Below are 23,882 nucleotides of genomic sequence, written 5' to 3'. Positions count from 1 at the left end.
GCCGCAGACGCGTAGCGAATCCGACTACGGGCCTGTCAGACCGCGAAACGGTCGGGATCCGCGGCCTTCCAGTCCACCGCCCAGGACTCGGGCGGCTCGATCAGCAACTGGCCAGGGGTCAGCCAGTCGTAGAGCTCCGCGTAGGAGCGGACGGTGACCGGGTCCACGCGCCTACGCAGCATGCTCGGGCGCAGTTCCGCGGGTTCACTCACACCCAGCGAGGCGATGATCTGCAGTGCGCTGTTCACCGTGGCGGACTGGAAGCGGTGGACCCGGGCCGACTTGTCGTCGACGTCCAACGCGCGGGCACGGCGCGGGTCCTGTGTGGCGACGCCGGCGGGGCAGGTGTTGGTGTGGCAGCTCTGCGCCTGGATGCATCCGATCGCGAACATCATGGCGCGTGCCGCGTTGGTGAAGTCGGCGCCCTGCAGCATGCGCTTGACGATGTCGGCTCCGGTCGCCACCTTGCCGCTCGCGCCGATCTTCACCCGGTCCCGCAAACCGGCGCCGACCAGGGCGTTGTGGACGGTGATCAGTCCCTCGGTGAGCGGACTGCCCAGATGGTCGGCGAACTCCAGCGGCGCGGCTCCGGTACCGCCCTCCGCTCCGTCGACGATGATGAAGTCCGGCGCGGTGCCCTCTTCGAGCATGGCCTTGCACACCGCCAGGAACTCCCGCCGGGAGCCCACACACAGCTTGAAGCCGACCGGCTTGCCACCGGACAGCTCCCGCAGTTCGGCGATGAACCGGATCAGCTCCCGGGGCGTGTCGAAGACCTGGTGGTAGGGAGGCGAGATGACGGTCTGCCCCTCGGGAACCTCACGTACCCGGGCGATCTCGGCGGTGACCTTCTCTCCCGGCAGCACCCCGCCGATACCGGGCTTGGCTCCCTGGGACAGCTTCAGCGACACGCATTTCACGTTGTCGCGAGCGGCCTTCTCGGCGAACCGCGCGCGATCGAAACCGCCGTCCGGGGTGCGGCAGCCGAAATAAGCGGTGCCGATCTCCCACACCAGGTCGCCACCGTGGCGCAGGTGGTACTCCGACATGCCGCCCTCGCCGGTGTCGTGAGCGAAGCCTCCGAGGGCGGCCCCCTGGTTCAGGGCGAGGATGGCATTGGAGGACAGCGAACCGAAGCTCATGGCGGAGACGTTGAGCAAGGCCATGTCGTAGGGCTTGGTGCAGTCCGGGCCGCCGATACGGACCCGGGGCTGCTCCGCCGGCACGGGGCGCGGCCTCATCGACGATTCGAAGTATTCGTACCCCTCGGCGTAGACGTTCCGCTCGGTGCCGAACGCGATCTCCGCTTCGGTCCCCTTGGCGCGCTGGTAGACGAGGCTGCGCACATCACGGTCGTAGGGACGGCCATCGGTATTACGCTCAATAAAATACTGCTGCACCTCCGGCCGGATCGACTCCAGCATGAAGCGGATGTGTCCCAGCACCGGGTAATTACGGAGAACGGAGTGGCGCTTCTGAAGCAAGTCATAAGTGCCGAGCCCGGCTATCCCCGCGCACAACACGGCGACCAACCACAACCAGGGCGACACGGTCAACGCCGAGACGCCGAAGGAAATGGCGAGAGCCCAAATGAATACGATCACTGCAATTCTGATCATGCGGGGAACGTACAGCCCTCCCAGCGCGGAGCACAATGTCCCAAGGATGAGACATCCGACGCATGCCGCCCGGCACCGGCGCCGGCCCTCCCCACCAGGTCTTCTGACGCCTTCCTTGCGATCGCGCACCGCAGCGGCCCCGGCCCCAGGCGGAGCGACCCTGACGGCGACACCGATCGCCTTTACGGTATTGGCGCAGGATATGAGCTGTTTCGCTGCGACATCGACGGTTCAGGTTCCTCTTTTATTCACATGCCATCCACTTGGATCACACACTACGATTCCCTCACCGCCCACAAGCAGGTGCACATCCGAGCACCGTATCTGGGCATTTATCGGGAGGGAATCACTTGAGCATATCTTTGGGCGCGAGATCGCGTGCTGTCCTGGCTTCCCTGGGAACTCTTGGCCTGTTGCTGGTCGGGGCGTCGCCCCCGGGACGGCATCCAACTGGTGCCCTGTGACTACATCTTCTTCGTGAACTGACGAACAATCGGTGCGTTGCCCTCGGCGTACGTGCCGAGGGCAACGGCCACTGCGCAGCTCACTCGCCGTCACACTGCCGGGGGAATTCGATGGCTCCCGGCCTGCCGAGGCGGTCGGCCTGGCCGAGACCGACGTCGTCGTCGCGTTCGGCGGGTGCCCATGCCGCCCCAACCCGTCGCCGTGCTGCGGCGAGCGCCTTGCCAGGTTCGGCAGGGAAGGACTCGGTCGTCCTGCCCTCGACCTGCTGCCATGTGCGGCAAAGGCCGATTGGACAGCCAGGGGCGGGCCGAGGATGGTGGAAACGGAGGGATGTCCACACTCCCCCGACCCCTGCGAATGACCCCTGCGAACCACCATCATCAGGGAGTCCGCCATGACAGCCATCGACCTGGAAGCAGTCGCTGCCGCCGCCGCGCCCGACACACTCGGAAGCTACCTGGCCGAGTCGGCCCGGCCGGCTGGAGAGCAGACGCCGGGCCCAGCACCTTCCGTCCGCACGACGGAGCACGGGGGACACCAGATCACGGTCACCACGACCTACGACGTCGTCGTGGACGGGACACCGGTGACGGCCCGACTGTACGTGGCTGACAGCGGCATGCTGTACAGCCCCGCCCTGCCCTATCACCAGTTCACCTCGGCACTGGACGCCGTCCGGGCACTGATGTCCACCTATCCCGACCACTTCGGAGGAGGCGTCTGAGATGGCCTTGGTCCGGAGGAACATCCTGCACGACGAGAACTCGCGGAAGAAATACATAGCGGGCGTCGATCTGCTCAAGAAGGAGAAGACCGGGCGCACCACCAACAGCTTCGGCATCCCCGGCCCGGAAAACCCGGTGTACACGTACGACCTGTTTGTGATCTGGCACATTCAGGCGGGAAGTTACCCCATTCCGCGGAACGGCGACCCGTTGCTCCGCAACTTCGCCCACCGAGGGCCGGTCTTTCTGCCATGGCACCGGTTGATGCTCATCCTCGTGGAGCTCAACATTCAACGGATACTCGGAGACAACACCTTCGCGATGCCGTACTGGGACTGGTCGGCCGACGGCGACGACGGCTCGCCGACCGATGCCCCGATCTGGACGTCCGACTACATGGGCGGACAGGGGAACCCCGTCTCCGACGGTCCGTTCGGCTTCTTCCCGAACGACCCGAACAACTTCACCGTCCGCCTCGAAAGCGGCCCCGACGGACGGCCCTCGCAGGCCGGGAACGGCCAGGGACGGGGTCTGATCCGGGAGTTCGCCCAGCCCTGGCCGGGAGGCTGGGACACCCTGCCGACCAGCGCGGACGTGAAAGCGGCCCTCGACTTCGCGCCGGACAGCCCCAACCCCAAACCGGAAGACCGATACGACGTCGTCGACTACAGCGTCAACTCGGACGGCTTCCGCAGCCGACTCGAAGGCTGGCGCCCGCCGACACGGCCCTGGACGCACAATCAGGTGCACATGTGGACAGGCGGAGACATGCTGCCGCTGAGCTCCCCCAACGACCCGGTGTTCTTCCTGCACCACTGCAATGTGGACCGGACCTGGGAGAGCTGGCTGCGACGCTACGGCCGGATCTACACCCCGGACATGACAGCACCGGACACATACACGGGTGAACGGATCGGCGACACCCTCGCCCTCCCCGCAAGCTACCCCCTCACGCCGGGCAACATGTTGGACCAGAGCAGCTGGTGCACCTACGACCAACTGCCCTGAAATCAACGGCGAGTCCGGCATCCGAGGCCCCTGACATTGCGTCCAGGGGCCTCGTTGTTGTTTTCTGTGCCTCAACTCATCGGACAACCGATCTCCGCCAGGTCCTCCACGAGCTCTGCCAGGCCGATCTCTGAGTTCAACGCGCGGACCACTTCCTCGGTCAGAGGACGCGAAGCGAAGACGTGACGAACAGCCTCCAGGCCGACCGGAACTTCGTAGTAGTCCTCGGCCCACCGCCGAAACGCCTCCGGTGAGCGATCCACCAACAGGTGGAAGAGGCGCCCGGCGCCGTCCGGATCTTCCGTTGCCGCGTCGGGAAAGTCGATCGCCCCCGCTCGCCAGCCACCATCGCCCGTCTCTCGCCACATACACGCAGTGACGACAGGCATCCCGTCCTCATCCGAGAACGCCAGCTCCTCGACGCACGGCCGGAAGACCTCAGGAACCTCGTCGAGCACTCCGGGCCATGGCCCGTCCTCCGCATAGGGGCTCATGGGTGATTCGTGATCGAATCCCCGGACGTAGGCGCCGGCGGGCGAGAAAACGATCGAGTACTCGTCGCCCGATCCGTTCCGCATCGAGGCCATCGACTCCTGCTCGGACCAGTGGTCGTCGAAGGAGTGGCAGCGGTCCTCCCACTCAGGGCTCAGGACTGCCTCCAGGATGGCCAGGGAGCGGCAGTGCTCACGGAGCACTGCGATCTCGGGCAGTTGCCGAGCAACGTCATGAACGGTCACCCGCTCATCCAAGCGCACACCTCTGACACGAACACGAAGACCCCGCACACAGCCCTTTCGCTGGTGACGGGGTCTTTGGGCACCTCAGAAAGGGTGCCCGCGGCGGGATCCTGAGTCCGAGGTACGGGCGGCGGCCGAAGCAGCGGAAGCACCGGACGCCGAGCCGCCGTCGCGATGGTTCGAGTTCTGCCGGCAGTAGGTCGGCTCCAATGACGTGGTGGAAGGTGCGCTCTCGTGACCGCCGTCCAGGGACGGCAGTTGCTCATGGCGCCGTTCTGCATCACGTGGGCCTGCGGCCGGCTGAAGCGGTTTCGTCCTGAGGCGGTCTGACTGCCACTCACCCGAGAAGGACCGAGGCACGCTCACGCTGCGCGAGATACACGTACACCCCCTCCCGCCGGAACGGTCGACTCACTGCTGGCCGGACCGGGTCGTACTTTGCGCGCCTGGCATGGCCACACGTTCCCGAATCGGACAACAGTGACAAGTGCCACATCGGTGAGAAGTCGCACAGGGGTAAATGCTTGCTCTGCGAGGGGTCTCCGGGTGGGATTGCCGCAACTGTCGAGTGGGGGTCTCACCTTGCAAGGGGATTGATCATGCGCAGAGTTCGTGCGCGGCGCCGCATCGTGGTCGCAGTGGCCGGGGTCACTACCCTCGCCAATGCCGCACTGATATCACCCATTTTGTCCGATTCGGCGATTGCCGCCCCCGTGCATTCGGTGCAAGGAGTCAAAGCCGGGCCGGCAGCAGCCGGGCAGCAATCGGAGAGCACCGCCCACAGCTTGCTGACCACCGAGCAGTGCCAGGCGAAGTGGCGGATCTCCTGCTACACCCCGACCCAGTACCAGCGGGCGTACAACCTGAACCCGCTGCACCGGGCGGGAGTCACCGGCAAGGGGCGCACGATCGTGCTCGTGGATTCCTTCGGCTCACCGACCATTCAGCATGACCTGGATGTCTACAGTGCCCGGTTCGGTATGAAGAGCACCCACGTCGACGTGGTCAAGTGGGGTAACGTCCCGCGCTTCGACCCCGCGAACGGGGACCACAACTTCTGGGCCGGGGAGAGCACCCTTGACGTGGAGATGGCACATGCCGTCGCCCCGGACGCGCGCATCGTCCTGGTGGAGACCGGGGTCAACCAGAGCGGGGTCGGCACCACCGGCCTGCGAGAGATGATGGACGCCGAGAAGTCGCTCATCGACCGCGGTGTGGGCGATGTGATCAGCCAGAGTTTCGGCGCGACGGAGAACACCTTCCCCGGCTACCGCAACGGTGACTTCTCCAGCATTCAGAACCTGCGGTACGCCTTCAAGGACGCGGCCAAGCACGGTGTGACCGTCCTCGCCGCCTCCGGCGACGACGGTGCCACCAGCCCCACCGCGAACAGCAAGGTCGACTACCCGTACAAGGCCAACTCCTGGCCGTCCTCCGACCCGCTGGCCGTCTCGGTCGGCGGCACTCAGCTGCACTTGGACGCCAAGGGCGACCGCATCGCGCCGGACAGTGTGTACAACGACGAGGGCGCGAGCGGCGGCGGCCCGTCCCATGTCTTCGCCCGTCCCTCGTACCAGAACGGGGTCGGGCAGGTGGTCGGCGACCGCCGCGGCACCCCCGACGTTTCGATGTCCGCCGCGATGAACGGCGGCGCATGGGTGTACTCCAGCTACGACCCGAAGCGGGTCGGCTGGGATGTCTACGTCGGCACCAGCGCGGCCAGCCCGCTCTTCGCGGGCATCGTGGCCCTGGCCGACCAGGTCGCCGGACACCGACTGGGCGACATCCACCAGGCGCTGTACTCGCTGTTCGAGAGGTCCTCACGGAACCCGTCCACCGGGATCGTGGACGCGAAGGACGGCACGAACAACAGCTACGCGGGAGTCACGGGCTACAGCGCGGTCAAGGGCTACGACATGGCGACCGGCGTCGGCACGATCGACGCGTCCCGCTTCGTCCCGGCCCTCGCCAAGGAGAGCTGAAAGCACTCCCGTCCCCGAGGGGCTGACGCCCGCGCGCTCTGTGGATCTCGAACGGCCTGACTTACCGCACGACGCGGCGGCGGTGGCTGGACGCCGGGGTGCCGTTCGCTGAGGCGGCGTGTCGCGAACGCTGAGAGACAACGAGAGAGGGCGGGAGTCAGTGAGACTGACTCCGCCCTCTTCTGGCGGCATCCGCCCTGGTCAGCGCTTGGTCTCTGCTGCCCCTCGGCGAGTGCCCCGGCAGGATTCGAACCTGCGCACACGGCTCCGGAGGCCCTTTTGCCTCGCAGACAACGTGCTGGTCAGGGGCTTGGTCGAGAGGAACCAGATGGTGCCTGTCCACGGATGGTCCACGGGGTAGCGTTCCTGCGATAGGCCCCCAGGAAGGCCTGATCGCCCGTGAAGGGTGCCCCGCGGGCGAGATCCAAAGCAGCTTGCCCGCGGGATCGCTCACTACCTGCACGTTCACCCCGTGACGGCGATGCTTGTGGGCCTCACGAACAAGACTGCTGATGTTCCGGTCTCGGAACATGCCTCCGGGTCCGGAGGGCAGATCCTGACATCCCGCTGAGCGCCGGCTCATCGCTGAAGGACACAGGGGACGGATCTCGAAAAACATCGGGGGAGGCCATAAGCTGACAAGCCGTCACCCGCCCTGACCCTGGCGAGACGAAATGGACATATCGGCCAATCAGGTCTCCAATGTCGCTGCGATGGCGGGATAGAGTAACAATGCAAAGTGCAGCTAACTTTCATTAGCTGCAGAAGGGGGGAACCGTGACCATGTTCGATGAATCCGGGCGCGATTTCGAACTCAGGGCTTTGGAGGTGGCCAGAGCGATACACGACCCACACGGGCTCCAGGGGGCGATCATGCACAAGGGGCGCGAGCGGGACGGTGTGTTCATCACGGAAGAATCAATCCATGCATATGAGTTCACTATCGAGCCAAAAAAGGCCAAGGCCCAGAAGGATGCGGAAAAACTCCGCGAGTTGCTCATTGATCTGAGTAGAAAGCCCGAAAACTCCTACAAGAACCTGACCGGTTGGTTTGTGACTCGCGACGAGCCGACTGCAGAGCAGCGGAGCGCTGTCGTGGAGGAGTCCCGAAAAGGGAACATCACTATCCACGCAATCAGTGTGTCCACCTTGCAGCGTCGACTTTGCGATTCAGAGGGTTACCTGCGCTGCAGAGACGACGCACCTTTCGGTAGCATCTCCTACTCTCGACCCACCGAGAAGGTGGACGTGAAGGTGCCCGTCTCCTTCTCGGACCGCGATTCCGGACAACTGACCACAACCGAACTTTCCAAGATGTTGATCGACGGCTACAGGGCCCTCGTCGTCGGCGAATTCGGGGTAGGGAAGAGTCATGCCCTGCGAGAGCTCTATTACGAGCTCCGCAGGCTGCATTTCAGGAAGAAGAAGCTTACTCCCTTTCCGGTTCATATCAATCTCAGAGACTGTGCCGGCCTGAAGACTCCTGCGGAGATCCTGCGGCGACACTCCGAAGAGATTGGATTCGGTAGCGACAGGAGCCTGATATCTGCCTGGCGATCAGGGGCATGCATCCTACTGCTGGACGGTTTTGATGAAATCGTTCCCACCAGGTGGCTTGGAAGTGCGGCAGATCTTAAAGAAGTCCGACGCGCGGCACTCGCTCCAGTCCGACGATTGGCCGAGGAGACTCCGTCCGACACAGGAATCGTCGTCTGTGGACGCTCCCACTACTTTTCTTCCCACTCCGAGATGGCGGAGTCACTGGGATTCGAATCGTCAGAGAACCTCGTGAGCATTCGGGACTTCACCGAGGGGCAGGTAGAGGAGTACCTGGCATCGGCCGGAGTGTCATGGAAGGTTCCGGAGTGGCTTCCTACACGCCCTCTACTCATCGGCTACTTGGTGGCGATGCAGGCCTTCTCAGAAGTCAACACAGACGCAGAGACAACGCAAGCGACGGCATGGCGTCGCTTCTTCGACGCGATCTGCGAGCGGGAAGCGCGCATGTTCAGCGCTGTTCGCCCCGAAGTGATAAAGGCTATCGTGTCCAGGGTCGCCACGCTAGCGCGTTCCCAGGGAGACGAAACTGGTCCTGTCGGCATGGACCTGATGAGGACCGCATTTATCAACATCAACAACAGGCAGCCTGACGAAGAGGGCTTGCAGTTGCTTCTCCGTCTTCCTGGCCTCGCCATCTCGGCCCCAATAGGAGACGAGGAATCTCGAATCTTCGTTGACCGTAATCTGGCAGATACGGCCTACGGGGAGGATCTGGCCAGTTATCTCACAGATCCTTACGATGAGCATCCGCTCTCCGGCGTCGCATCCTGGGTTACTACTGCTGGCGACCTAGGAATTGAAGCGGCGGCTAGCGCCCTGCAGGAGCGAGGAACGACTGCCCGAGCTGCCCTCGCAGTAGCTTCTCGCCGACAGAATCAAGGGCAGTACGATTCCGTTCTGGCCGACATGCTGCGTGTGGTGTCCACCTTCGAGCCGACAGAGGACGGAAACCGAAACACGTTCATCGTCGAAGGAGTCATCTTCGATACGCTAACGCTGTCCAATAGCGATGCGCTGGCTAGGCGCATCAACTACCAGGACTGTGTCATTCAGACGCTGGACATATCGATGACGGAAGAGGGGCAGCCGTTCCCTTACTTCCAGCGGTGTCTGATCGGCTTCCTCGACGGAGCATCAAAAATCCCTACATGGCTCGAGGGTAATTTCATTGACTGCGACATCGAGCAATTCTCCCAGCAATCTCAGACCACGGCGGGAATAATGCAACTTAGCCTCGATCCCCGCACCAAGGTGGCACTTACCATACTGAAGAAGATTTACAGCCAGCGCGGTTCGGGCCGGAAGGAGAGCGGGCTGAGTCGCGGCCTTGACCAGGCCAGCAGGAACCTTGTTGCGAGTGTGCTAGCGAGCCTCGTGTCTGAAGGCTGGGTTTACCGCAACACATCAGGGAAAGCGACCCTGTACCTTCCGGTTAAGGGGCGTCGACCTGCGGCCCTTCGCGCTCTAGAGAAGCCCGGGGAATTTTACCTGAAATCTCGCTGACATCAGCAGTGAGGGTTTCAGAGTGGCCACCGATCGCGTGATGGCTTCGGTGCCCGCAACGCACAGGGCTCCCGTGCCGTTGGGTGAGGTGTTCGACGAACCCGTTGGTCCAGGAGCCCTGTTAGTACTCCAGCAGGATTTTGCTGTCTGACCTGGCCTTTCGCCGTGTGGCGGGAGTGTAGCGGGACTTCGATCGTGCGGGGCGGTCTCACGGAGACCGCCCCTCGATCGTGCGACAACGCCGCAGGTAGTGACAGTGGCGGGCGACTGCTTGGCGTCGGCGGCGCCAGTTCGACCAGTGCAGCGCGTGGTGTCGTCCGCGGTGCCCGCTCAGGTGCGGGGGCCGGGCACGACAAGCTGCCAGGAGTCGCCGAACCTCCGCCACTGTGAGCTCGATGGCCCCGGGTGTCTCACCTGTTCCGCCCCCTTTTCCCAGGGCTGGTGTGCCGTGGCGGCCAGGAAGGCGTGCGCGAGCATGGCCAGAGTGATGTGCCGATACCAGCCCGTGTAGCGGCGGACCTCGTACTGGTCCAGGCCGCATTCGTTCTTCGCGGCCTGGAAGCACTCCTCGATCGCCCAGCGCGCCCCGGCGACCCGCACCAGCTCCTGGACGGTGACCTGAAGGGGTCGGATACCCTCCGTTCGCGCTACGGGAGCACGCGGTCGGTGGAACGGCTTTGGGCTGGAGCTGCTTTGGCGCGAGTGATCATGGCCCCGTAAGCTTCCGGCGCGTCGGGCAGTCTGTGGACCTGCCCGGTAAAGCACGACGTTGGGGCCATGATCTTCGAGGCTCGCGCCAAAGTGGCTGCCTAAAGCCGTGGAGCCGACCGCCCCAGCCACGATGGATCCCTTCTCTGGCATCAGGCGGCTGATTGCTGTGCGCGCGGCACGGGCGCCGGCCGGGCTGGAGCGGGGCGGAGACAGGAGCGCAGGCCCGGCCGGGGGCCGGGCCGCGCGCGGTGAGCGGAGCGAGCCGCCTTGAACCCGTAGAGAAAGTTGTAACTCAGTGGGATGTGCAGGGCTTGAAGTCGTACGCGCACCGCGGGAGTTCGGCACCCTGGCGGTGTGAGAGTGGCAAGAAGATCACAGGTCGGATCATCCACGTGATGCGGATGCCCTCGTGGGTCACTGACACCGTGCAGGGCTCGGAGCGTAGAAGCGCTCGTCTGGTCTCGATGCGGCCGTTGTACAGCCACTCCCAGGCAGCGTCTGATGAGTCTGCGTCGAGGGCCGGTGAGATCGTCCGGAGGGCTACCGCCACCCAGCGATCCGCCTGCGGAGCCGTGAGAGCGTCGAAGGATGCCAGGAGTGCCGGACTTCGCCGCTCGGTGAGGTCTTCCGTCCAGCATTCGCACCAGTAGCCGCGTCGGGGTTCTTTCATGAGCACGGGTGGCCTCCTGCCGTGGCCCTGGAGTCGCTGTCGTCGCCGTGAGGCTTCTGGGGCCCGGCATGGGCGTCCCGCTCGACGTTCAAGAACACGGCGCCGACTCCCGGAGGGCCGCGTGGACGCGGAGTTCGGCGGTGACCGTGCGGCCGAAATTGTTGCCTTCGACTGTGACGCTGTCGGCGAGGGCGGCGACCAGGCCGAGTCCGCGGCCGTGGGTGGCGTTGAGGGGCGGATGCTGGACCTCGGGGGCAGTCTTCGTGCGGCCTCGGTCGGTTACCGCGATCGTGACGGTCTGCTCGGAGACGGTGAGCCTGATCTGGAAAGTGCCGGCACCTTCGCCGCTGGCGGTGTGCGTGACGGCGTTGGTGCCGAGTTCGGTGACGATCAGTGCGGCGTCCTCGGAGCGTGGGTGGCCGTTCAGGGTGGCGCGGGTCCAGCGGCGCGCGGCGCTGAGTTGTTGGGGGTCCCCAGGGAAGGTGCGTCCGTGGGTGGGCATGGCGTCCTCCATGGCGGTGACCTGCTGTCTTCTGTGTCAGCGATAGCGACCGGCTGACACGGACCACGCAGAGCCGTACAATTAGTACTAGCACCGTACCGAATGTGTGCGTACTTAGAGTGCGGCTTCGTACTTTTCGTGCGAGCGGTCGGCGCATAGCGTTCGCCGGGTGGTCAGGTGCTGGCCTGGAAGCCGATATAGAGAGGACCTCGCATGTTCGGACTGATGGTGCGCTTCACCTGCAAGGACGAGGCGTCGGCGGCGGCGTTCGATGACCTCGTGGCGCGGACCGGGGAACTGATCCGGGCGAACGAGCCCGGGACGGTGATCTACACGGTGCATCGCGTTGACGGGCGCCCCCTGGAGCGCGTGTTCTACGAGCTGTATCGGGACAAGGGCGCCTTCGAGGAGCACGAGTCAAAGGACTACGTGCGGGCCTTCCTCTCCGAGCGGGATCAGTACCTTTCCGCTACAGAGGTTGACCGTCTGGACTTCGTGTCCGGCAAGGGTGTGGACGTTGAGCACTGAGTATCAGAAGGCGCTAGGTCGCAAGATCGCCTTCCATCGCAAACGACGCGGGCTGTCGCAGAAGGAGTTCGCCGGTCTCCTTGGGCGATCGGAAGCGTGGGTGTCCCAGGTGGAGCGTGGCGTGCGGCGCATCGACCGGATGACCGTGCTGGAGAAGGTCGCCGAGGTGCTGGAGGTGCCCATCGCCGAGCTGGCGGCTGAGGCCCCCATCGTGGCGTCGGTGGCCGAAGGTGAGGCACCGGGAGCGAGTCGGCTGCGGCTGGTTCTGAGTGCCGCGCACTCGCTCAAGGCGGTCCTCGGCGAGAAGAACGCATCCCCTGATGTGCCGGCGCTTGGTGCCGAGGTCGACCACGCATGGTCGCTGACGCATCAGGGCAACTATGCCGACCTGGCCGAGCTGCTCGAAAAGCTCGTTCCTCGGCTGGAATCGGCCACCCGCTCGGTTCCGGAGGCCGATCGTCCCGAACTCTTCCGGCTGCTTGCGGTCATGTACCACACGTGTAGCGGAGCGCTCGCGAACCTGGGGGAGCCCGAGGCGGCCTGGATCGCCGTCGACCGCGCCGTGGTCGCCGCCGAGCGGGCCAATGATCCGCTGCTGATGGCTGCTGGTGAGTTCCGGCTCGCAATCGTCTTCCTCGGTGCGCGTCACTTCGAGCAGGCGGCTCAAGCGTCAGGGAGTGCGGCTGACGCCCTGCGACCCCTGACGGAGTCTGGGCAGGTCGAGGCGGTGGCGCTGCGTGGTGCGCTGACATTGCAACGGGCGGTCGCCGCCGCTCGGCTGAACCTGGCCGATGAGGCATACGGCTTCCTCCGCGACGCTCGTGCAATGGCCGAACAGGTCGGTGACGGGCGCAATGACTACAACACCGAATTTGGCCCCACCAACGTCGGCTTGCACGAGGTGTCCGTAGCAGTCGACCTTGGAGACGCCGGCGTCGCTCTACGGGCTGCGCAGGCAGTTGACGCGTCGGGGCTGTCCGCAGAGCGGCAGACTCGGTTCCAGATCGATGTGGCGAGGGCTTATGCCCAGCGTCGACAGGTTGGTGACGCGGTCTCAGCGCTGCTGAGGGCTCGTGAGCTGTCGCCCGAGAGGGTGCGGTCTCTGCCGATGGTCAAGCAGCTCGTGGCGGACCTTCTGACCATGAGCCAGCCCCCGTCCGAGGAGCTGCGGGCCCTGGCGGGAGAGTTGGGCGTACACGAAGTACGTACTGGTACCTGAAGTACTAGACAGTACTTCGAGTGCGGGTTACTGTGGTTGGTGTCGGCACGCCCCTTCGCGTCCAGCGGAGTTGGCGGTGCGAGCATGCGAACGGGCCGGTGCAGGAAGGCAGACCTGCACCGGCGCGTGAGCGAAAAAGGGCCACAGAAAGCAGATGTGGCCTGAGCGGGAGGCAGCCCACTCAGGCCGGGTGCGTCTTTGGCATCAACGCTCTTGGAGCGTATCGCGCCCAGTCGGTATGAGGTCAACCTCCCGTTGCGTAGTCATTCGTCACTGAATGCACCGTGCATACGGTGCGACGCAAGGGAGAGCAGTTCTGTGCGTGTAATCCGTGTGGAGACTTCGGCGGCCACGATCCTGCTCACCGAGACTCCGGAGCCCAAAGTTCGGGACCGGCAGACCGGTGAGATCGCCAAGGACGCGAACACCGGTGAGGCGCTGATGACCATCGGCGTCGTCTACCTCGAGGACGGCGAGTCCTCGCTGGTCAAGGTCACCGTTCCGGAGAGCGGCGTCACCGAGGGGCTGTCCCTCGGCTCCCCAGTTGCGCTGGTGGGCCTGGTGGCCCGGCCGTGGGAAACCGTGTTCAACGGCCAGCAGCGTCACGGCATCGCCTTCCGGGCGGCTGCGGTCGCGCCGGCCGCCTTCTCGACAGCAGTCGGGGCCTCCGCCTGATGTCGGACTGGACGACGCTGCTGGAGGTGGGTGGCCCCCTCGCCGCACTCGGTGGCGGGGCCGCCTACACCCGGGCTCGTCACCCGGGCGTCTACTGGTCCACGGTTGGCCTGCCGTTATCAACGGCCCGGCTCCTTGGCTCGTACGGCTCCGTCATGGAAGCCTGCGGCCTCACCGTGGCTCCCTCGCGGCTCAGGGTCCTGGCGGTGAAGGCGACCAGCCGCCGCGAGGTCCGGCCCGTACCGCCGCGTCGGGGGATCATCCGTCCCACCACGACCGGTCTGCGGCTCCGTCTGCGACTCGCCCCCGGCCAGGAACCGGCGGACGTGGCCGCCTCCGCCGAACGGCTGCGGCACGCCTGGGGAGTTCACGCTGTCTACGTCACCACGGTGAAGCCGGGCGTGGTGACCTCCGACTCGTCGGCTTCGACGTGCTGAACCGGGTGCGTATGCCGCGCAAGGCCGGCTCCGAGCTCCTCCGGGTGCCGGTCGCGCTGCGCGAGGACGCCACGCCCTTCGTACGCGACTACCGCACCGTGCCGCACCAACTCACCCTGGGTGCCACTCTGTCCGGCAAGTCCATGTATCTGCGGCACCTCCTCGCAGGGCTCGCCCAGCAGCCAGTCGCCCTGGTCGGCATCGACTGCAAGCGGGGCGTCGAGCTTGCGCCCTTCGCCCCGAGGCTCTCGGCCCTGGCCACGAACTCGGAGCAGGCGGCCGAGCTGCTGCCCGCGCTCATCAGGGAAATGGACGAGCGGTACGACCTGATCAAGGCCCGACAGGGCATCGCCCCCGGCACGCCGGACGAGAAGATCACTTCCGACATCTGGGGCCTGCCTGAGCGTGAACGCCCGGTTCCCGTCGTGCTGTTCGTCGACGAGGTCGCTGAGCTCTTCCTCGTTGCCACGAAAAGGGACGAGGAGCGGCGGGACGAGATGGTCACTCAGCTCATCCGGCTTGCCCAGCTCGGCCGCGCAGCCGGCATCTACCTGGAGGTCTGCGGGCAACGCTTCGGCGCCGAGCTGGGCAAGGGCGCGACCATGTTGCGCGCCCAGCTCACCGGCCGCGTCTGCCACCGCGTCAACGACGAAGCCTCCGCCAAGATGGCGCTCGGCGACATCGCCCCGGAAGCCGTCTTCGCCGCCTGCGCCATCGCCCCCGAACGGCCCGGCCTCGCCGTGGCCGGTGACACCTCCGGCGGCTGGTCCCGCATCCGCACGCCGTACCTCTCCCTCGGCGACGCCGCCGAGACCTGCCGCGACTCGGCCCACCTGGTCCCGGACCTGCCCGCGCTCAAGCCCTTCCGGCCCCATGTGCCCGCGCGGTCGGTCGAGACCCCGTCCCCGGTCGTGACGCCACGGCCCGTGACCGACTGACCTAGCGCTTCCCCCTCCACCACCGGTCGGCGTGACCGCCTCACGCCACGTCCCTACCCCTCCCATGCCCGAATCCGGAAGGAGCCGCTTCATGCGCGCCCACCTGGCCCGCGTCGACGCGGTACTCGTCCAGGCGGTCATCGCCGCCGCGCTGTCCTTCGCCCACCTGCACGACATCGCCTCGGCCGCCGGTCAGGACGGGTGGAAGGCGTGGGCTTATCCCATCTCGGTCGACCTCCTGCTCGTCGCCGCCTGGCGCCGACTGCGGTCCGGCGGCGCGAAAGCAGCCGGGTGGTGCTGGTTCCTGATCGCGCTGACCGCCTCCCTGGGCGCGAACGTCGCCACAGCCGGACTGCTCGACATCGACCAGGTACCGGCCTGGCTCCGCATCCTCGTCGCGGGCTGGCCCGCCGTCGCCTTCCTAGGCGGAACCCTCCTCGCCCACTCGACCCCGCCGACGGACGACCACCCCGGGACCACCGAGGAACCGGAGCGGCTCCAGGCCATCGAGGACCAGGAGGACGCGCCCGATCCGACCGAAGCCCTCCCGGCCGTCGAGCCGAAGCCCGCTCTGCCCGCGGTGCCCGTCCCGGCCGCCCTGGTCGAGCACGCCCGGAAGGTCGCCGCCGAGCACCACACCCGCACCGGAACGGCCATCGACACCCCGACCCTGCGCGCCCGCCTCGGCGTGCCCCTGCCCCTGGCCGACGCCATCGCTGCACAGCTCTGAAAGGAGCACTCATGTCCGCCACCCCGCGATTTCGCCGGGTCGTCCGTATCGGTCCTGTCCAGGTCGGCACGTACTACGACGGCCGGGGCCGCGAGAAGCACACCGCCGCCTGCACGGCTCCGCGCTGCGGTTTCGCCACGGACTACGACAGCCGGGCCGCCGCCGAGCTGGCTGCCCGTACCCACCGCTGCGCCGTCCGCTGAGGGAGCTCCCGTGACCGTCTCGCTGCCGCTCGTCTTTGTTCTGGGCGTCATCGCCTGGGCCGCGATCAAGTTCCTCGGCGTCCGGCTCTGGGTCGCCGTCGTGATCGCGCTGTTCGGCTTCTGGCTCTCACACACCTTCCTCGCCCCCGCCATCGAGTCCGGCACCCGTTCCGGGGTCGGCGTCGTCAACGGCACCCACGAGTGACAAGGAGGTCCGCCGTGCTCCGCCCCAAGCTGCCCGACATCCCGACTCCGCCGACGACAACCGTCATGCCCCAGCACACGCAGGCTCCAGCCTCCTCCGCAGGCCGCCCGGTCGCTCCGTACGTGGGCGCCGGTGTCGGCGCGGTCGCCGCCGTGGTCATCGTCGGAATCGTGCTCACCGCGCTCCTGGCGGCCCTCGCCTTCTCGGCCGTGTCCGTGGCCATCGCCGCCGTGGTCCTGCGCTCCCTCGTTAGCAGCGCGAACAAGCGCTGACCGGCCGCCAGGGCGGCAACACGCCGCCAAGCATCCCGCCGCCCCGGGGCCGTCCCTCCCAGCCGTCGAAACAGTCGAAAGGAACTCCCATCATCACCCGGCAGACCCCGCCACCGCTGGCGGAACTCTCCACGCTGGCCTCACTGGGCACCATGCCCGAGCTGGCCCGCCAACTGTCCGGCCTGGGCGGCTGCACGCACCCGATCCGCCTCGACGGTCACCGCACCGAACAGGCGGTGGACCAGACGACCGGCGAGATCGGCCGCGTCCTGCACCACCTGGACTCCTCGACCCTGCCCGCTGGTCAGCTCCTCATCCGCTGCAACAACCGCCGCGCCACCCGGTGCGCGGCCTGTGCCGAGACCTACCGCCGCGACACTTACCACCTGATCACCGCCGGACTCCGCGGTGGCAAGGGGACACCCGAACGGGTCGCCACCCACCCGCGCGTCTTCGCCACTTTCACCGCCCCCGGCTTTGGCCCGGTCCACAACCGCCCCTCCGGCGGCCGGAACTGCCGCTGCGGCGTCCGGCACGAGGAAGGTGACGCCGTCCTGGGGACGCCCCTCGACCCGGAGTCCTACGACTACGAAGCGGCCGTGCTGTGGAACGCACATGCGGGTGCCCTGTGGCGGCGGTTCTCGATCTACCTCCGCCGGGAGGTCGCCAAGCGGGCCGGCCTCACTCAGCGGGCGTTCCGGGACCACGCCCGGATCTCCTTCGCGAAGGTGGCCGAGTACCAGAAGCGGGGAGCCGTCCGCTTCCACGCCGTGATCCGCCTCGACGGCCCCGACGGCGGCGACTCCGCCCCTCCCGCCTGGGCCACGGCCGAGCTGCTGACCGACGCCATCAGGGCAGCTGCCACCACCGCGCGAGTCGACGGGCCGGTGATCGACGAACGGGCCCACACCTTCGTCTTCGGCCGACAGCTCGACGTCCGCACGATCCGCTCCGCCGACTTCGACGACGGCCAGGAACTGACCGAGCGGGCCGTAGCGGCGTACATCGCCAAGTACGCCACCAAGGGAGCAGAGACAGCGACCGGCGCCCTGGACCGGCCGATCAGGTTCCTCGCCGAGCTGGCCCAAGCCCGGATCACCGAACACGCCCGCCGCATGATCCGCACCGCCTGGACCCTGGGCGCCTGCCCCGAGCTGGCAGACCTCCGCCTGCGGGCCTGGGCCCACATGCTCGGCTTCCGCGGCCACTTCTCCACCAAGTCCCGCCGCTACTCCACCACCCTCGGCGCCCTCCGTGACGCTCGCGCCGACTGGCGCCGGGCCCAAGCGGCTCCGCCCGTCCCGCAGGACGGGGAAACAACGCTCGTCCTCGCGCACTGGGTCTTCGCCGGTACCGGCCTGTCCCGCGCCGAAGCCTGGCTCGCCGAATCCCTTGAACCCGCCCCCGGAACGGAAGGAGAACCGACATGGACCGCCGACGCGACGAACTGATGACCGTGAGCCAGGTCCTCGACGAGTTGGGCGGTGTTTCTCGGCGGACCTTTTACCGCTGGCGCGAGTTGGGTATTGGGCCGGCGGCTTTCAAGCTTCCTAACGGCGAGCTGCGAGTCTGGCGGAGCGACTTCTCCGCCTGGCTCCGACAGTTGGAGGCGGCGGCGTGAAGTCTCTCGACGTAAAGGTGTGGGGCGTCCGGAAGAGGAACACCAAGAAGTCGTCCTATGACGTCCGATGGACCGTTGCCGGGAACGTGTTCTCCGAACAGTTCCGCACCAAAGCGCTCGCGGACCATTACCGTTCCAAGTTGCTCCGTGCCGCTCATGCCGGCGAAGAGTTCGACACGGCGGCGGGGCTACCCGACTCGATGGTCGAGAAGGCGGCCTCAATGACCTGGTACGCCTTCGCCCTGAAGTATCTGTCCATGAAGTGGCCGCACGCGGCGCCGAACACGCGCAACGGGATCAATGAGGCGCTGACCGCCCTGACGATGGCCCTTCTCGACGAGCGTCCGGGACGGCCGTCCGAGGAACTGATCAGGAAGGCGCTTCGCACCTGGGCCTTCGTCCTTCCCGGTCCGAATGAGCGTGAATTGCCGAGCGAGATCGCCAACGCGTTGCATTGGGTGGCCAAGGCGTCGCGCCCGCTTTCGGATCTCGGTGACGCCGCCATCGGTAGGGCCGTCCTGGACTCGCTCAAGCTGAAGCTCGACGGGACAGCGGCAGCCGCGGAGACCGTCCAGCGCAAGCGTCGGACACTCGTCAACGCGATGCACTACGCGGTGGACCTTGGTGAGTTCAAGGAGAACCCGGTCACGGGCATCCGCTGGAAGAAGCCGAAGGTTGCCGGGGAGGTCGATCCGCGGGTGGTCGCCAATCCCGAGCAGGCTCGTTCCCTGCTGACCGCGGTCTCGTACGTGGGTGGGTACGGCCGCGCGCGTGGCCGGCGACTCGTCGGCCTGTTCGCCTGCATGTACTACGGCGCTCTGCGCCCGGCTGAGGCCGTCGGCCTCACCAGTGCGGACCTGAAGCTGCCCGAGGTCGGCTGGGGGACAGCACTGCTGAACCGGACGCGCCCCAGTGTCGGCAAGCAGTGGACGGACTCCGGCGAGACCCACGACGACCGGGGTCTCAAGAACCGACCGGCGGAGGAGGTCCGGCTCGTACCGATTCCGCCCCAGCTCGTCGCCATACTCCGGCAGCACCTCGACACGTTCGGCGCCGCCGAGGACGGGCGGCTGTTCACCAACGAGCGTGGGGGAGTGGTCGGCTCCTCAACGTACTACCGCGTCTGGCAGGAGGCCCGTGCGCTGGCGCATCCGCCGGCCGTGGTCGCCTCACCGCTCGCGGCTCGCCCGTACGACCTCCGACATTCGGCGCTGTCGACCTGGCTCAACTCCGGGGTGGACGCGACGGAGGTGGCCGAACGTGCGGGCAACAGTGTGGAGGTCCTGCTGAGCCGCTACGCCAAGTGCATCGACGGACGGCAGGAGATTGCCAACCGCAAGATCGAGGAGTTGTTGCGCGAGTACGAGTGATCCCGTGCGACGCTAGATGATCGATTCCAAGGGGTAGTTGCGGCTGCGGGGTGCAATGAGCCTTTCTGGTTCCTGTGTTCGGCGATCTCCGTGGGAACAATCAGGTCCGGTTGACGGCCCTCCTCTGGGACAGTCGACGGGAGTAGATACTGGCCCTCAACGCAGGCACGGATGAGGAGCACAACCAGTGACCAGCGACAACCGCATAGGACCGCCCAGTTTTGGCAGCGAACGCGACATGCTGCGGGCTTTCCTCGACTACCACCGCGCAACCCTCGCCATGAAGTGCGAAGGGCTCACCGACGAGGAGCTGCGACAGCAGTCGATGCCGCCGTCCACGCTTTCGCTGCTCGGTCTGGTGCGGCACATGGCGGAGGTGGAGCGTGCCTGGTTCCGTCGAGTGTTCGAGGACCACGACGCGCCCATGGTCTGGTCCGACAAGATCGACTTTCAGGCGGCGTACGACGCGAGTGCGTCGACCAGGGACGAGGCGTTCGTAGCCTGGGAGGCCGAGGTGGAGACCTCGCGCCGTATCGAGCGGGAGGCCAAGTCCCTGGACCAGGCCGGGTATCAGCCACGATGGGGCGAGGAGGTGTCGCTGCGGATGGTGATGGTGCACGTGCTCCTGGAGTACGGCCGCCACAACGGGCACGCGGACTTTCTGCGTGAAGGTGTCGACGGGACCGTGGGCGCCTGATTCCGCAGGGGCCACCTGTCTCCACCTGCTGAGCCGTTCCAGAGAATCACCCGCGGGGTTGGAAGGAGGGAGTCCAACGTCATTGTGTGAAGACAGAGTTGGACTCCCTCGCCACCGCACTCTATGTGAAGACCGACGACCTGCTGAAGGACTCACCGCACCTGGCGCCCTGGCGTCCGTCGGTCGGGATCGCCGCGCAACTGACCGATGCCGAGCTGGTCACGCTCGCGATGATGCAGGCCATGCTGGGCTTCACCTCCGAGGCCAAGTGGCTTCGCCACGCCCGCGCCCACCTGCGGCACCTCTTCCCCTACCTGCCCCAGCAGCCCGGCTACAACAAGCGCCTACGCAAGGCCACCGAGCTGCTGCGGCGGGTGACCCGGCTGCTGGCAACCGACACCTCTGTATGGAGTGATGACGTGTGGATCGTGGACTCCACGCCGGTGGAGTGCGGACGCTCCCGCGAGACCGTCAAGCGCTCCGACCTGGCCGGATGGGCCGAGTACGGCTACTGCGCCAGCCACAGCCGCTTCTTCTGGGGCCTGCGCCTGCACCTGGTGTGCACCCTGCAGGGCCTGCCCATCGCCTTCGCCCTGACCGGGGCCAAGGCCGACGAACGCGAGACCCTGCTGGACCTGCTCGCCGCCGAACCGGAACTGGTCGCCGCCCGGGCCGGGCAGACGCTGATCGGCGACAAGAACTACTTCGGCCGCGCCTTCGAGCACCAGTTGGCCGAGCAGGACATCCGGCTGCTGAGGCCGGCCCGCAAGGACGAGCCGGAACGGCCCGGAGCGCCCCTGTTCAAGCCGTTGCGGCAGGTCATCGAGTCGGTCAACGAGACCTTCAAGGGCCAGCTCGACCTCGAACAGCACCGAGGCCGCACACCCCGCGGTGTCATCGCCCGCGTCATGCAACGCATCCTCGCGCTGACCGCCGCGATCTGGCACAACGACCACACCAACCAGCCCGTCCTACGCTCACTGACCGCCTACGACCACTGACCCCTTGGAATCGATCATCTAGTCTAGGCTTCAGCCCCTGGACCTGTCCGGGGGCTTTTGCCGTTGAGGGGCTGGTAGGGACCGGTGGCGGTGGCCGCTGCTTGCCCAGGGACAACGAGCGGGTGGGCTTTCGGTGCCTTGACCGGGCTTGGTTCCTACGTTGGCCCTCAAGAGAAGGCTGCGCCTTGTGATCTTGGGAGACCGTATGGACTTGCTTGTGATCCTCGATGAAGCGGTCGCCGCTCTCAAGGCTCCTCTGGGGAAGGACGATCGGGTGCAGGGCTGGACCGATGATCTTCGAAGAGAGGTGCAGGAAGAGATCTCGACCAGTCGCTCAGCGCTGCGTCGCCACGGCCTGGGGGTGGCGCGGCACCTGCGTCCTCGCTTCGACGAGTGGATGGACCGTGAGGGCGTGCAGTCCGGGAGCCTCCGGGACCTGGTGGGCGACGTGCAGCGGTCGCTCATGGAAGCTCGGACCATGACGTGAGAAAAGCCCACCGACCGGGGGCGTTCGTTGCCCGCCGCCAGTCCACAAATAGTCCACGGACCCCGACATACGGCCGCTCCGGGCGGCACACGGCTGCACAAACAAGAAGACCCCGCACCCAGCGTTTCCGCTGGTGACGGGGTCTTTGGGCACTTCATGCGAAGTGCCCCCGGCAGGATTCGAACCTGCGCACACGGCTCCGGAGGCCGTTGCTCTATCCCCTGAGCTACGGGGGCGGGTCGGGCGCTGTGTTTGCGCGGCGACGGGTAGAACACTACCAGTTCCGGGGTGGTGGTCATGAACGTTTTCCGGTGGGGTCCTGGGGGGTGGGTCCCCCCGGACGGGGCGGAAGTGGGGAAAAGCCGGACGCGGTGGCCGGTGCCGACCTACTCTCGAGTGGTGCCAGCCGCTTCGGGACGGGTGCTTGTTGTGGACGACAACAAGGTCATCCGGCAGCTGATCAGGGTCAATCTTGAGCTTGAGGGGCTCGAGGTCGTGACCGCGGCCGACGGTGCCGAGTGTCTGGATGTCGTGCATCGGGTGCAGCCCGATGTCGTCACGCTCGATGTCGTCATGCCGCGACTGGACGGGCTGCGGACCGCCGCCCGGCTGCGGGCCGATCCGCTCACCCGTGATCTTCCCCTCGCCATCGTCAGCGCCTGTTCGCAGTACGAGATCGAGGCCGGGCTCGACGTCGGCGTCGACGCCTTCCTCGCCAAGCCCTTCGAGCCGGCCGAGCTCGTGCGGCTCGTGCGGCGGTTGATCGACGGTGGGGCCCGTGGGGCCGGGGAGGCCGAGCCCGCCGGGCGCAGTAGCGGCTGATTCCTTCACGGCGGCGGAGGCGGATCGCCGTCGCCGCGCCCCCCGCTGCTGGGTTTCGGTGGTATCCGTCCACATGGCGATACCGCGCCCAAACCAGTTCGCATACCCACCCCCCTCCTCCCCTACGCTTGGTCCCGTGACCCCCGTGGAGCTCTCCCGTACCGTGCTCAGCGCGGTCCGTCGCGCTGTCGACGTGGGGGAACTCGACGTCAGCTTGCCGGAGCGGGTCGTGGTCACGCCGCCTCGGCCCGGCGGTTGTGGCGACTACGCCACCAACGTCGCCCTTCAGCTCGCCCGGCCCGCCGGGCGGCCCGCCCCCGTCGTCGCCCAGGTGCTCCGGGGCCATCTGCTCGGCCTCGACGGCATCGGCGACGTCACCGTCACCGAGCCCGGGTTCCTCAACATCAGCCTCCGCGACGCCGACGCGGAGGCCGCCCTCGTGCGGCTGGTGGAGGACGTTCGGCGCGCCGGTGAGCGGTACGCGTACGCCCCGGGGGCGGCCGAAGCCGTCGTCGAGCTGCGTTGTCCCCGCGAGGTCCGTGCCCTCGTCGTCGCGGATGTCGTGAAGCGGCTTCTCCATTCCCAGGGGAGCGAGGCACGAGTCGTCCCCGTCGGCCCCATCCCCGCCCGCTGGGAGCAGATCCTCGGCGTCCACGCCGAACCCGTCGGCGACGACACCGTTCCCGCCGTCCACGTCCGGCCCGTTCCCGCCCCCGCCGACCCCCTTCCGCTCGGCCGTGACGCCGGCCGCTGGGCCCTCCTTCATCCCGCCGGCCGCGACCGGCCCCGTGTCGGCGACGAGCATCTCGTCCAGCGTGAGAGCAACCCGCTGTTCCGCGTCCGGTACGCCCATGCCCGCGTCCGGGCCCTCGGCCGGAGCGCCGCCGACCTGGGCTTCGGTGCTCAGGCCGGACCTCTCGACGTGGTCCCGTCCGAGCTGGTCGCGCTGCTCGCCGACCATCCCCGCGTGCTCGCCCGCGCCGCGGACCACCACGCTCCCGACGTTCTCGCCCGGCACCTCGTCAGCGTTGCCGATGCCGTGCTGCCGTTCCTCGCGACCGTGCTGCCGCGGGGGGACGAGAAACCCTCGGCCGCCCACCGCGCCCGGCTCGCCCTTGCCGAAGCCGCCGGGACGGTGCTGGCCGGTGGCCTGTCCCTGCTCGGCATCGACGCACCCGAACACCTCTGAGAGAGC

General features: G+C 66.9%; 23 protein-coding genes, 1 tRNA gene and 3 pseudogenes. 20 read left to right on the top strand and 7 right to left on the bottom strand.

What is annotated here, in order from left to right; genetic code table 11:
* Positions 1-35 precede the first annotated feature (35 nt).
* Positions 36-1,619, bottom strand: coding sequence for an FMN-binding glutamate synthase family protein (locus CG719_RS09405; RefSeq protein WP_100568078.1), 1,584 nt, complete (start codon positions 1,617-1,619; stop codon positions 36-38).
* Positions 1,620-2,478: 859 nt separating this feature from the next.
* Here CG719_RS09405 and CG719_RS09400 point away from each other — a divergent pair.
* Together CG719_RS09400 and CG719_RS09395 are read left to right on the top strand one after the other, a co-directional pair.
* The gene (locus CG719_RS09400; protein ID WP_100568077.1) at positions 2,479-2,808 is read left to right on the top strand and encodes a hypothetical protein; all 330 of its coding nucleotides are present in this window, start codon (positions 2,479-2,481) and stop codon (positions 2,806-2,808) included.
* 1 nt (position 2,809) lies between these two features.
* The gene (locus CG719_RS09395; RefSeq protein ID WP_100568076.1) at positions 2,810-3,817 is read left to right on the top strand and encodes a tyrosinase family protein; all 1,008 of its coding nucleotides are present in this window, start codon (positions 2,810-2,812) and stop codon (positions 3,815-3,817) included.
* A gap of 71 nt (positions 3,818-3,888) precedes the next feature.
* Here the strand turns inward: CG719_RS09395 and CG719_RS09390 are convergent, their stop codons facing one another.
* Positions 3,889-4,572: a hypothetical protein gene (locus CG719_RS09390; RefSeq protein WP_234375496.1), complete on the bottom strand. Its 684-nt coding sequence runs from the start codon at positions 4,570-4,572 to the stop codon at positions 3,889-3,891.
* A gap of 581 nt (positions 4,573-5,153) precedes the next feature.
* Between CG719_RS09390 and CG719_RS09385 the strand changes: the two genes are divergently transcribed.
* Positions 5,154-6,536, top strand: a complete 1,383-nt coding sequence (locus CG719_RS09385; RefSeq protein WP_100568074.1) for a S53 family peptidase — start codon at positions 5,154-5,156, stop codon at positions 6,534-6,536.
* A 412-nt stretch (positions 6,537-6,948) separates the two neighbouring features.
* Here CG719_RS09385 and CG719_RS09380 read toward each other — a convergent pair.
* A pseudogene (locus CG719_RS09380) lies at positions 6,949-7,029 on the bottom strand (IS5/IS1182 family transposase); the annotation flags it as partial.
* Positions 7,030-7,313: 284 nt separating this feature from the next.
* Here CG719_RS09380 and CG719_RS09375 point away from each other — a divergent pair.
* Positions 7,314-9,599 carry an NACHT domain-containing protein gene (locus CG719_RS09375; RefSeq protein WP_199836570.1) on the top strand — a complete coding sequence of 762 codons (2,286 nt, stop codon included), beginning with the start codon at positions 7,314-7,316 and terminating at the stop codon, positions 9,597-9,599.
* Positions 9,600-9,929: 330 nt separating this feature from the next.
* On the opposite strand, the pseudogene CG719_RS09365 reads toward CG719_RS09375, so the two are convergent.
* The 3 genes and pseudogenes from CG719_RS09365 to CG719_RS09355 all read right to left on the bottom strand — a co-directional run.
* A pseudogene (locus CG719_RS09365) lies at positions 9,930-10,208 on the bottom strand (IS701 family transposase); the annotation flags it as partial.
* Between the two features lie 394 nt (positions 10,209-10,602).
* Complete coding sequence (locus tag CG719_RS36300) at positions 10,603-10,980, bottom strand: hypothetical protein (RefSeq protein ID WP_100568268.1); 378 nt, start codon at positions 10,978-10,980, stop codon at positions 10,603-10,605.
* Positions 10,981-11,068: 88 nt separating this feature from the next.
* A complete protein-coding gene (locus CG719_RS09355; RefSeq protein WP_234375495.1) occupies positions 11,069-11,482 on the bottom strand; it encodes an ATP-binding protein in 414 nt (137 codons plus the stop codon).
* A gap of 213 nt (positions 11,483-11,695) precedes the next feature.
* On the opposite strand from CG719_RS09355, the gene CG719_RS09350 reads away from it, so the two are divergent.
* The 14 genes and pseudogenes from CG719_RS09350 to CG719_RS09285 all read left to right on the top strand — a co-directional run bounded on the left by CG719_RS09350 (position 11,696) and on the right by CG719_RS09285 (position 21,865).
* Complete coding sequence (locus CG719_RS09350) at positions 11,696-12,010, top strand: putative quinol monooxygenase (RefSeq protein ID WP_100568071.1); 315 nt, start codon at positions 11,696-11,698, stop codon at positions 12,008-12,010.
* A complete protein-coding gene (locus CG719_RS09345; protein WP_442802718.1) occupies positions 11,991-13,229 on the top strand; it encodes a helix-turn-helix domain-containing protein in 1,239 nt (412 codons plus the stop codon). Before CG719_RS09350 ends, CG719_RS09345 begins: the two co-directional genes overlap by 20 nt.
* A gap of 318 nt (positions 13,230-13,547) precedes the next feature.
* Entirely contained in the window at positions 13,548-13,904 is a 357-nt protein-coding gene (locus CG719_RS09340) for an SCO3933 family regulatory protein (protein ID WP_100568070.1), read from the top strand.
* Positions 13,904-15,279, top strand: a pseudogene (locus tag CG719_RS09335) (FtsK/SpoIIIE domain-containing protein). Before CG719_RS09340 ends, CG719_RS09335 begins: the two are co-directional and overlap by 1 nt.
* 91 nt (positions 15,280-15,370) lie before the next feature.
* Entirely contained in the window at positions 15,371-16,009 is a 639-nt protein-coding gene (locus CG719_RS09330) for a DUF2637 domain-containing protein (RefSeq protein ID WP_100568069.1), read from the top strand.
* 11 nt (positions 16,010-16,020) lie between these two features.
* Positions 16,021-16,212, top strand: a complete 192-nt coding sequence (locus CG719_RS09325; protein WP_100568068.1) for a mobile element transfer protein — start codon at positions 16,021-16,023, stop codon at positions 16,210-16,212.
* A 10-nt stretch (positions 16,213-16,222) separates the two neighbouring features.
* Positions 16,223-16,417, top strand: a complete 195-nt coding sequence (locus tag CG719_RS09320) for a hypothetical protein (RefSeq protein WP_100568067.1) — start codon at positions 16,223-16,225, stop codon at positions 16,415-16,417.
* Between the two features lie 14 nt (positions 16,418-16,431).
* Positions 16,432-16,689 (top strand): SpdD protein, encoded by a 258-nt coding sequence (locus CG719_RS09315; protein ID WP_100568066.1) that lies wholly within the window; start codon positions 16,432-16,434, stop codon positions 16,687-16,689.
* 152 nt (positions 16,690-16,841) lie between these two features.
* Positions 16,842-18,140, top strand: a complete 1,299-nt coding sequence (locus tag CG719_RS09310) for a replication initiator (protein WP_100568065.1) — start codon at positions 16,842-16,844, stop codon at positions 18,138-18,140.
* The gene (locus tag CG719_RS09305; RefSeq protein ID WP_100568064.1) at positions 18,116-18,310 is read left to right on the top strand and encodes a helix-turn-helix transcriptional regulator; all 195 of its coding nucleotides are present in this window, start codon (positions 18,116-18,118) and stop codon (positions 18,308-18,310) included. The genes CG719_RS09310 and CG719_RS09305 overlap by 25 nt, the downstream gene beginning before the upstream one ends.
* Entirely contained in the window at positions 18,307-19,680 is a 1,374-nt protein-coding gene (locus tag CG719_RS09300; protein ID WP_100568063.1) for a tyrosine-type recombinase/integrase, read from the top strand. Before CG719_RS09305 ends, CG719_RS09300 begins: the two co-directional genes overlap by 4 nt.
* A 187-nt stretch (positions 19,681-19,867) precedes the next feature.
* On the top strand, positions 19,868-20,377 hold the full coding sequence (locus CG719_RS09295; protein ID WP_100568062.1) for a DinB family protein: 510 nt from the start codon (positions 19,868-19,870) through the stop codon (positions 20,375-20,377).
* An 86-nt stretch (positions 20,378-20,463) separates the two neighbouring features.
* The gene (locus tag CG719_RS09290; protein ID WP_100568061.1) at positions 20,464-21,378 is read left to right on the top strand and encodes an IS982 family transposase; all 915 of its coding nucleotides are present in this window, start codon (positions 20,464-20,466) and stop codon (positions 21,376-21,378) included.
* A 205-nt stretch (positions 21,379-21,583) separates the two neighbouring features.
* A complete protein-coding gene (locus tag CG719_RS09285) occupies positions 21,584-21,865 on the top strand; it encodes a hypothetical protein (RefSeq protein WP_100568060.1) in 282 nt (93 codons plus the stop codon).
* Positions 21,866-22,029: 164 nt separating this feature from the next.
* Here CG719_RS09285 and CG719_RS09280 read toward each other — a convergent pair.
* Positions 22,030-22,101, bottom strand: a tRNA-Arg gene (locus CG719_RS09280).
* A 61-nt stretch (positions 22,102-22,162) separates the two neighbouring features.
* On the opposite strand from CG719_RS09280, the gene CG719_RS09275 reads away from it, so the two are divergent.
* On the top strand, positions 22,163-22,687 hold the full coding sequence (locus CG719_RS09275; RefSeq protein ID WP_100568059.1) for a response regulator: 525 nt from the start codon (positions 22,163-22,165) through the stop codon (positions 22,685-22,687).
* A gap of 136 nt (positions 22,688-22,823) precedes the next feature.
* A complete protein-coding gene (gene nrtL / locus CG719_RS09270; RefSeq protein ID WP_100568058.1) occupies positions 22,824-23,876 on the top strand; it encodes an ArgS-related anticodon-binding protein NrtL in 1,053 nt (350 codons plus the stop codon).
* Positions 23,877-23,882: the final 6 nt, after the last annotated feature.

Origin of the sequence: Streptomyces sp. CB01373 (assembly GCF_002803075.1) — a bacterium.
GTDB lineage: Bacteria > Actinomycetota > Actinomycetes > Streptomycetales > Streptomycetaceae > Streptomyces.
The sequence above is the reverse complement of the archived record's forward strand: the minus strand, read 5'-3'. Positions and strand labels throughout refer to the sequence as shown.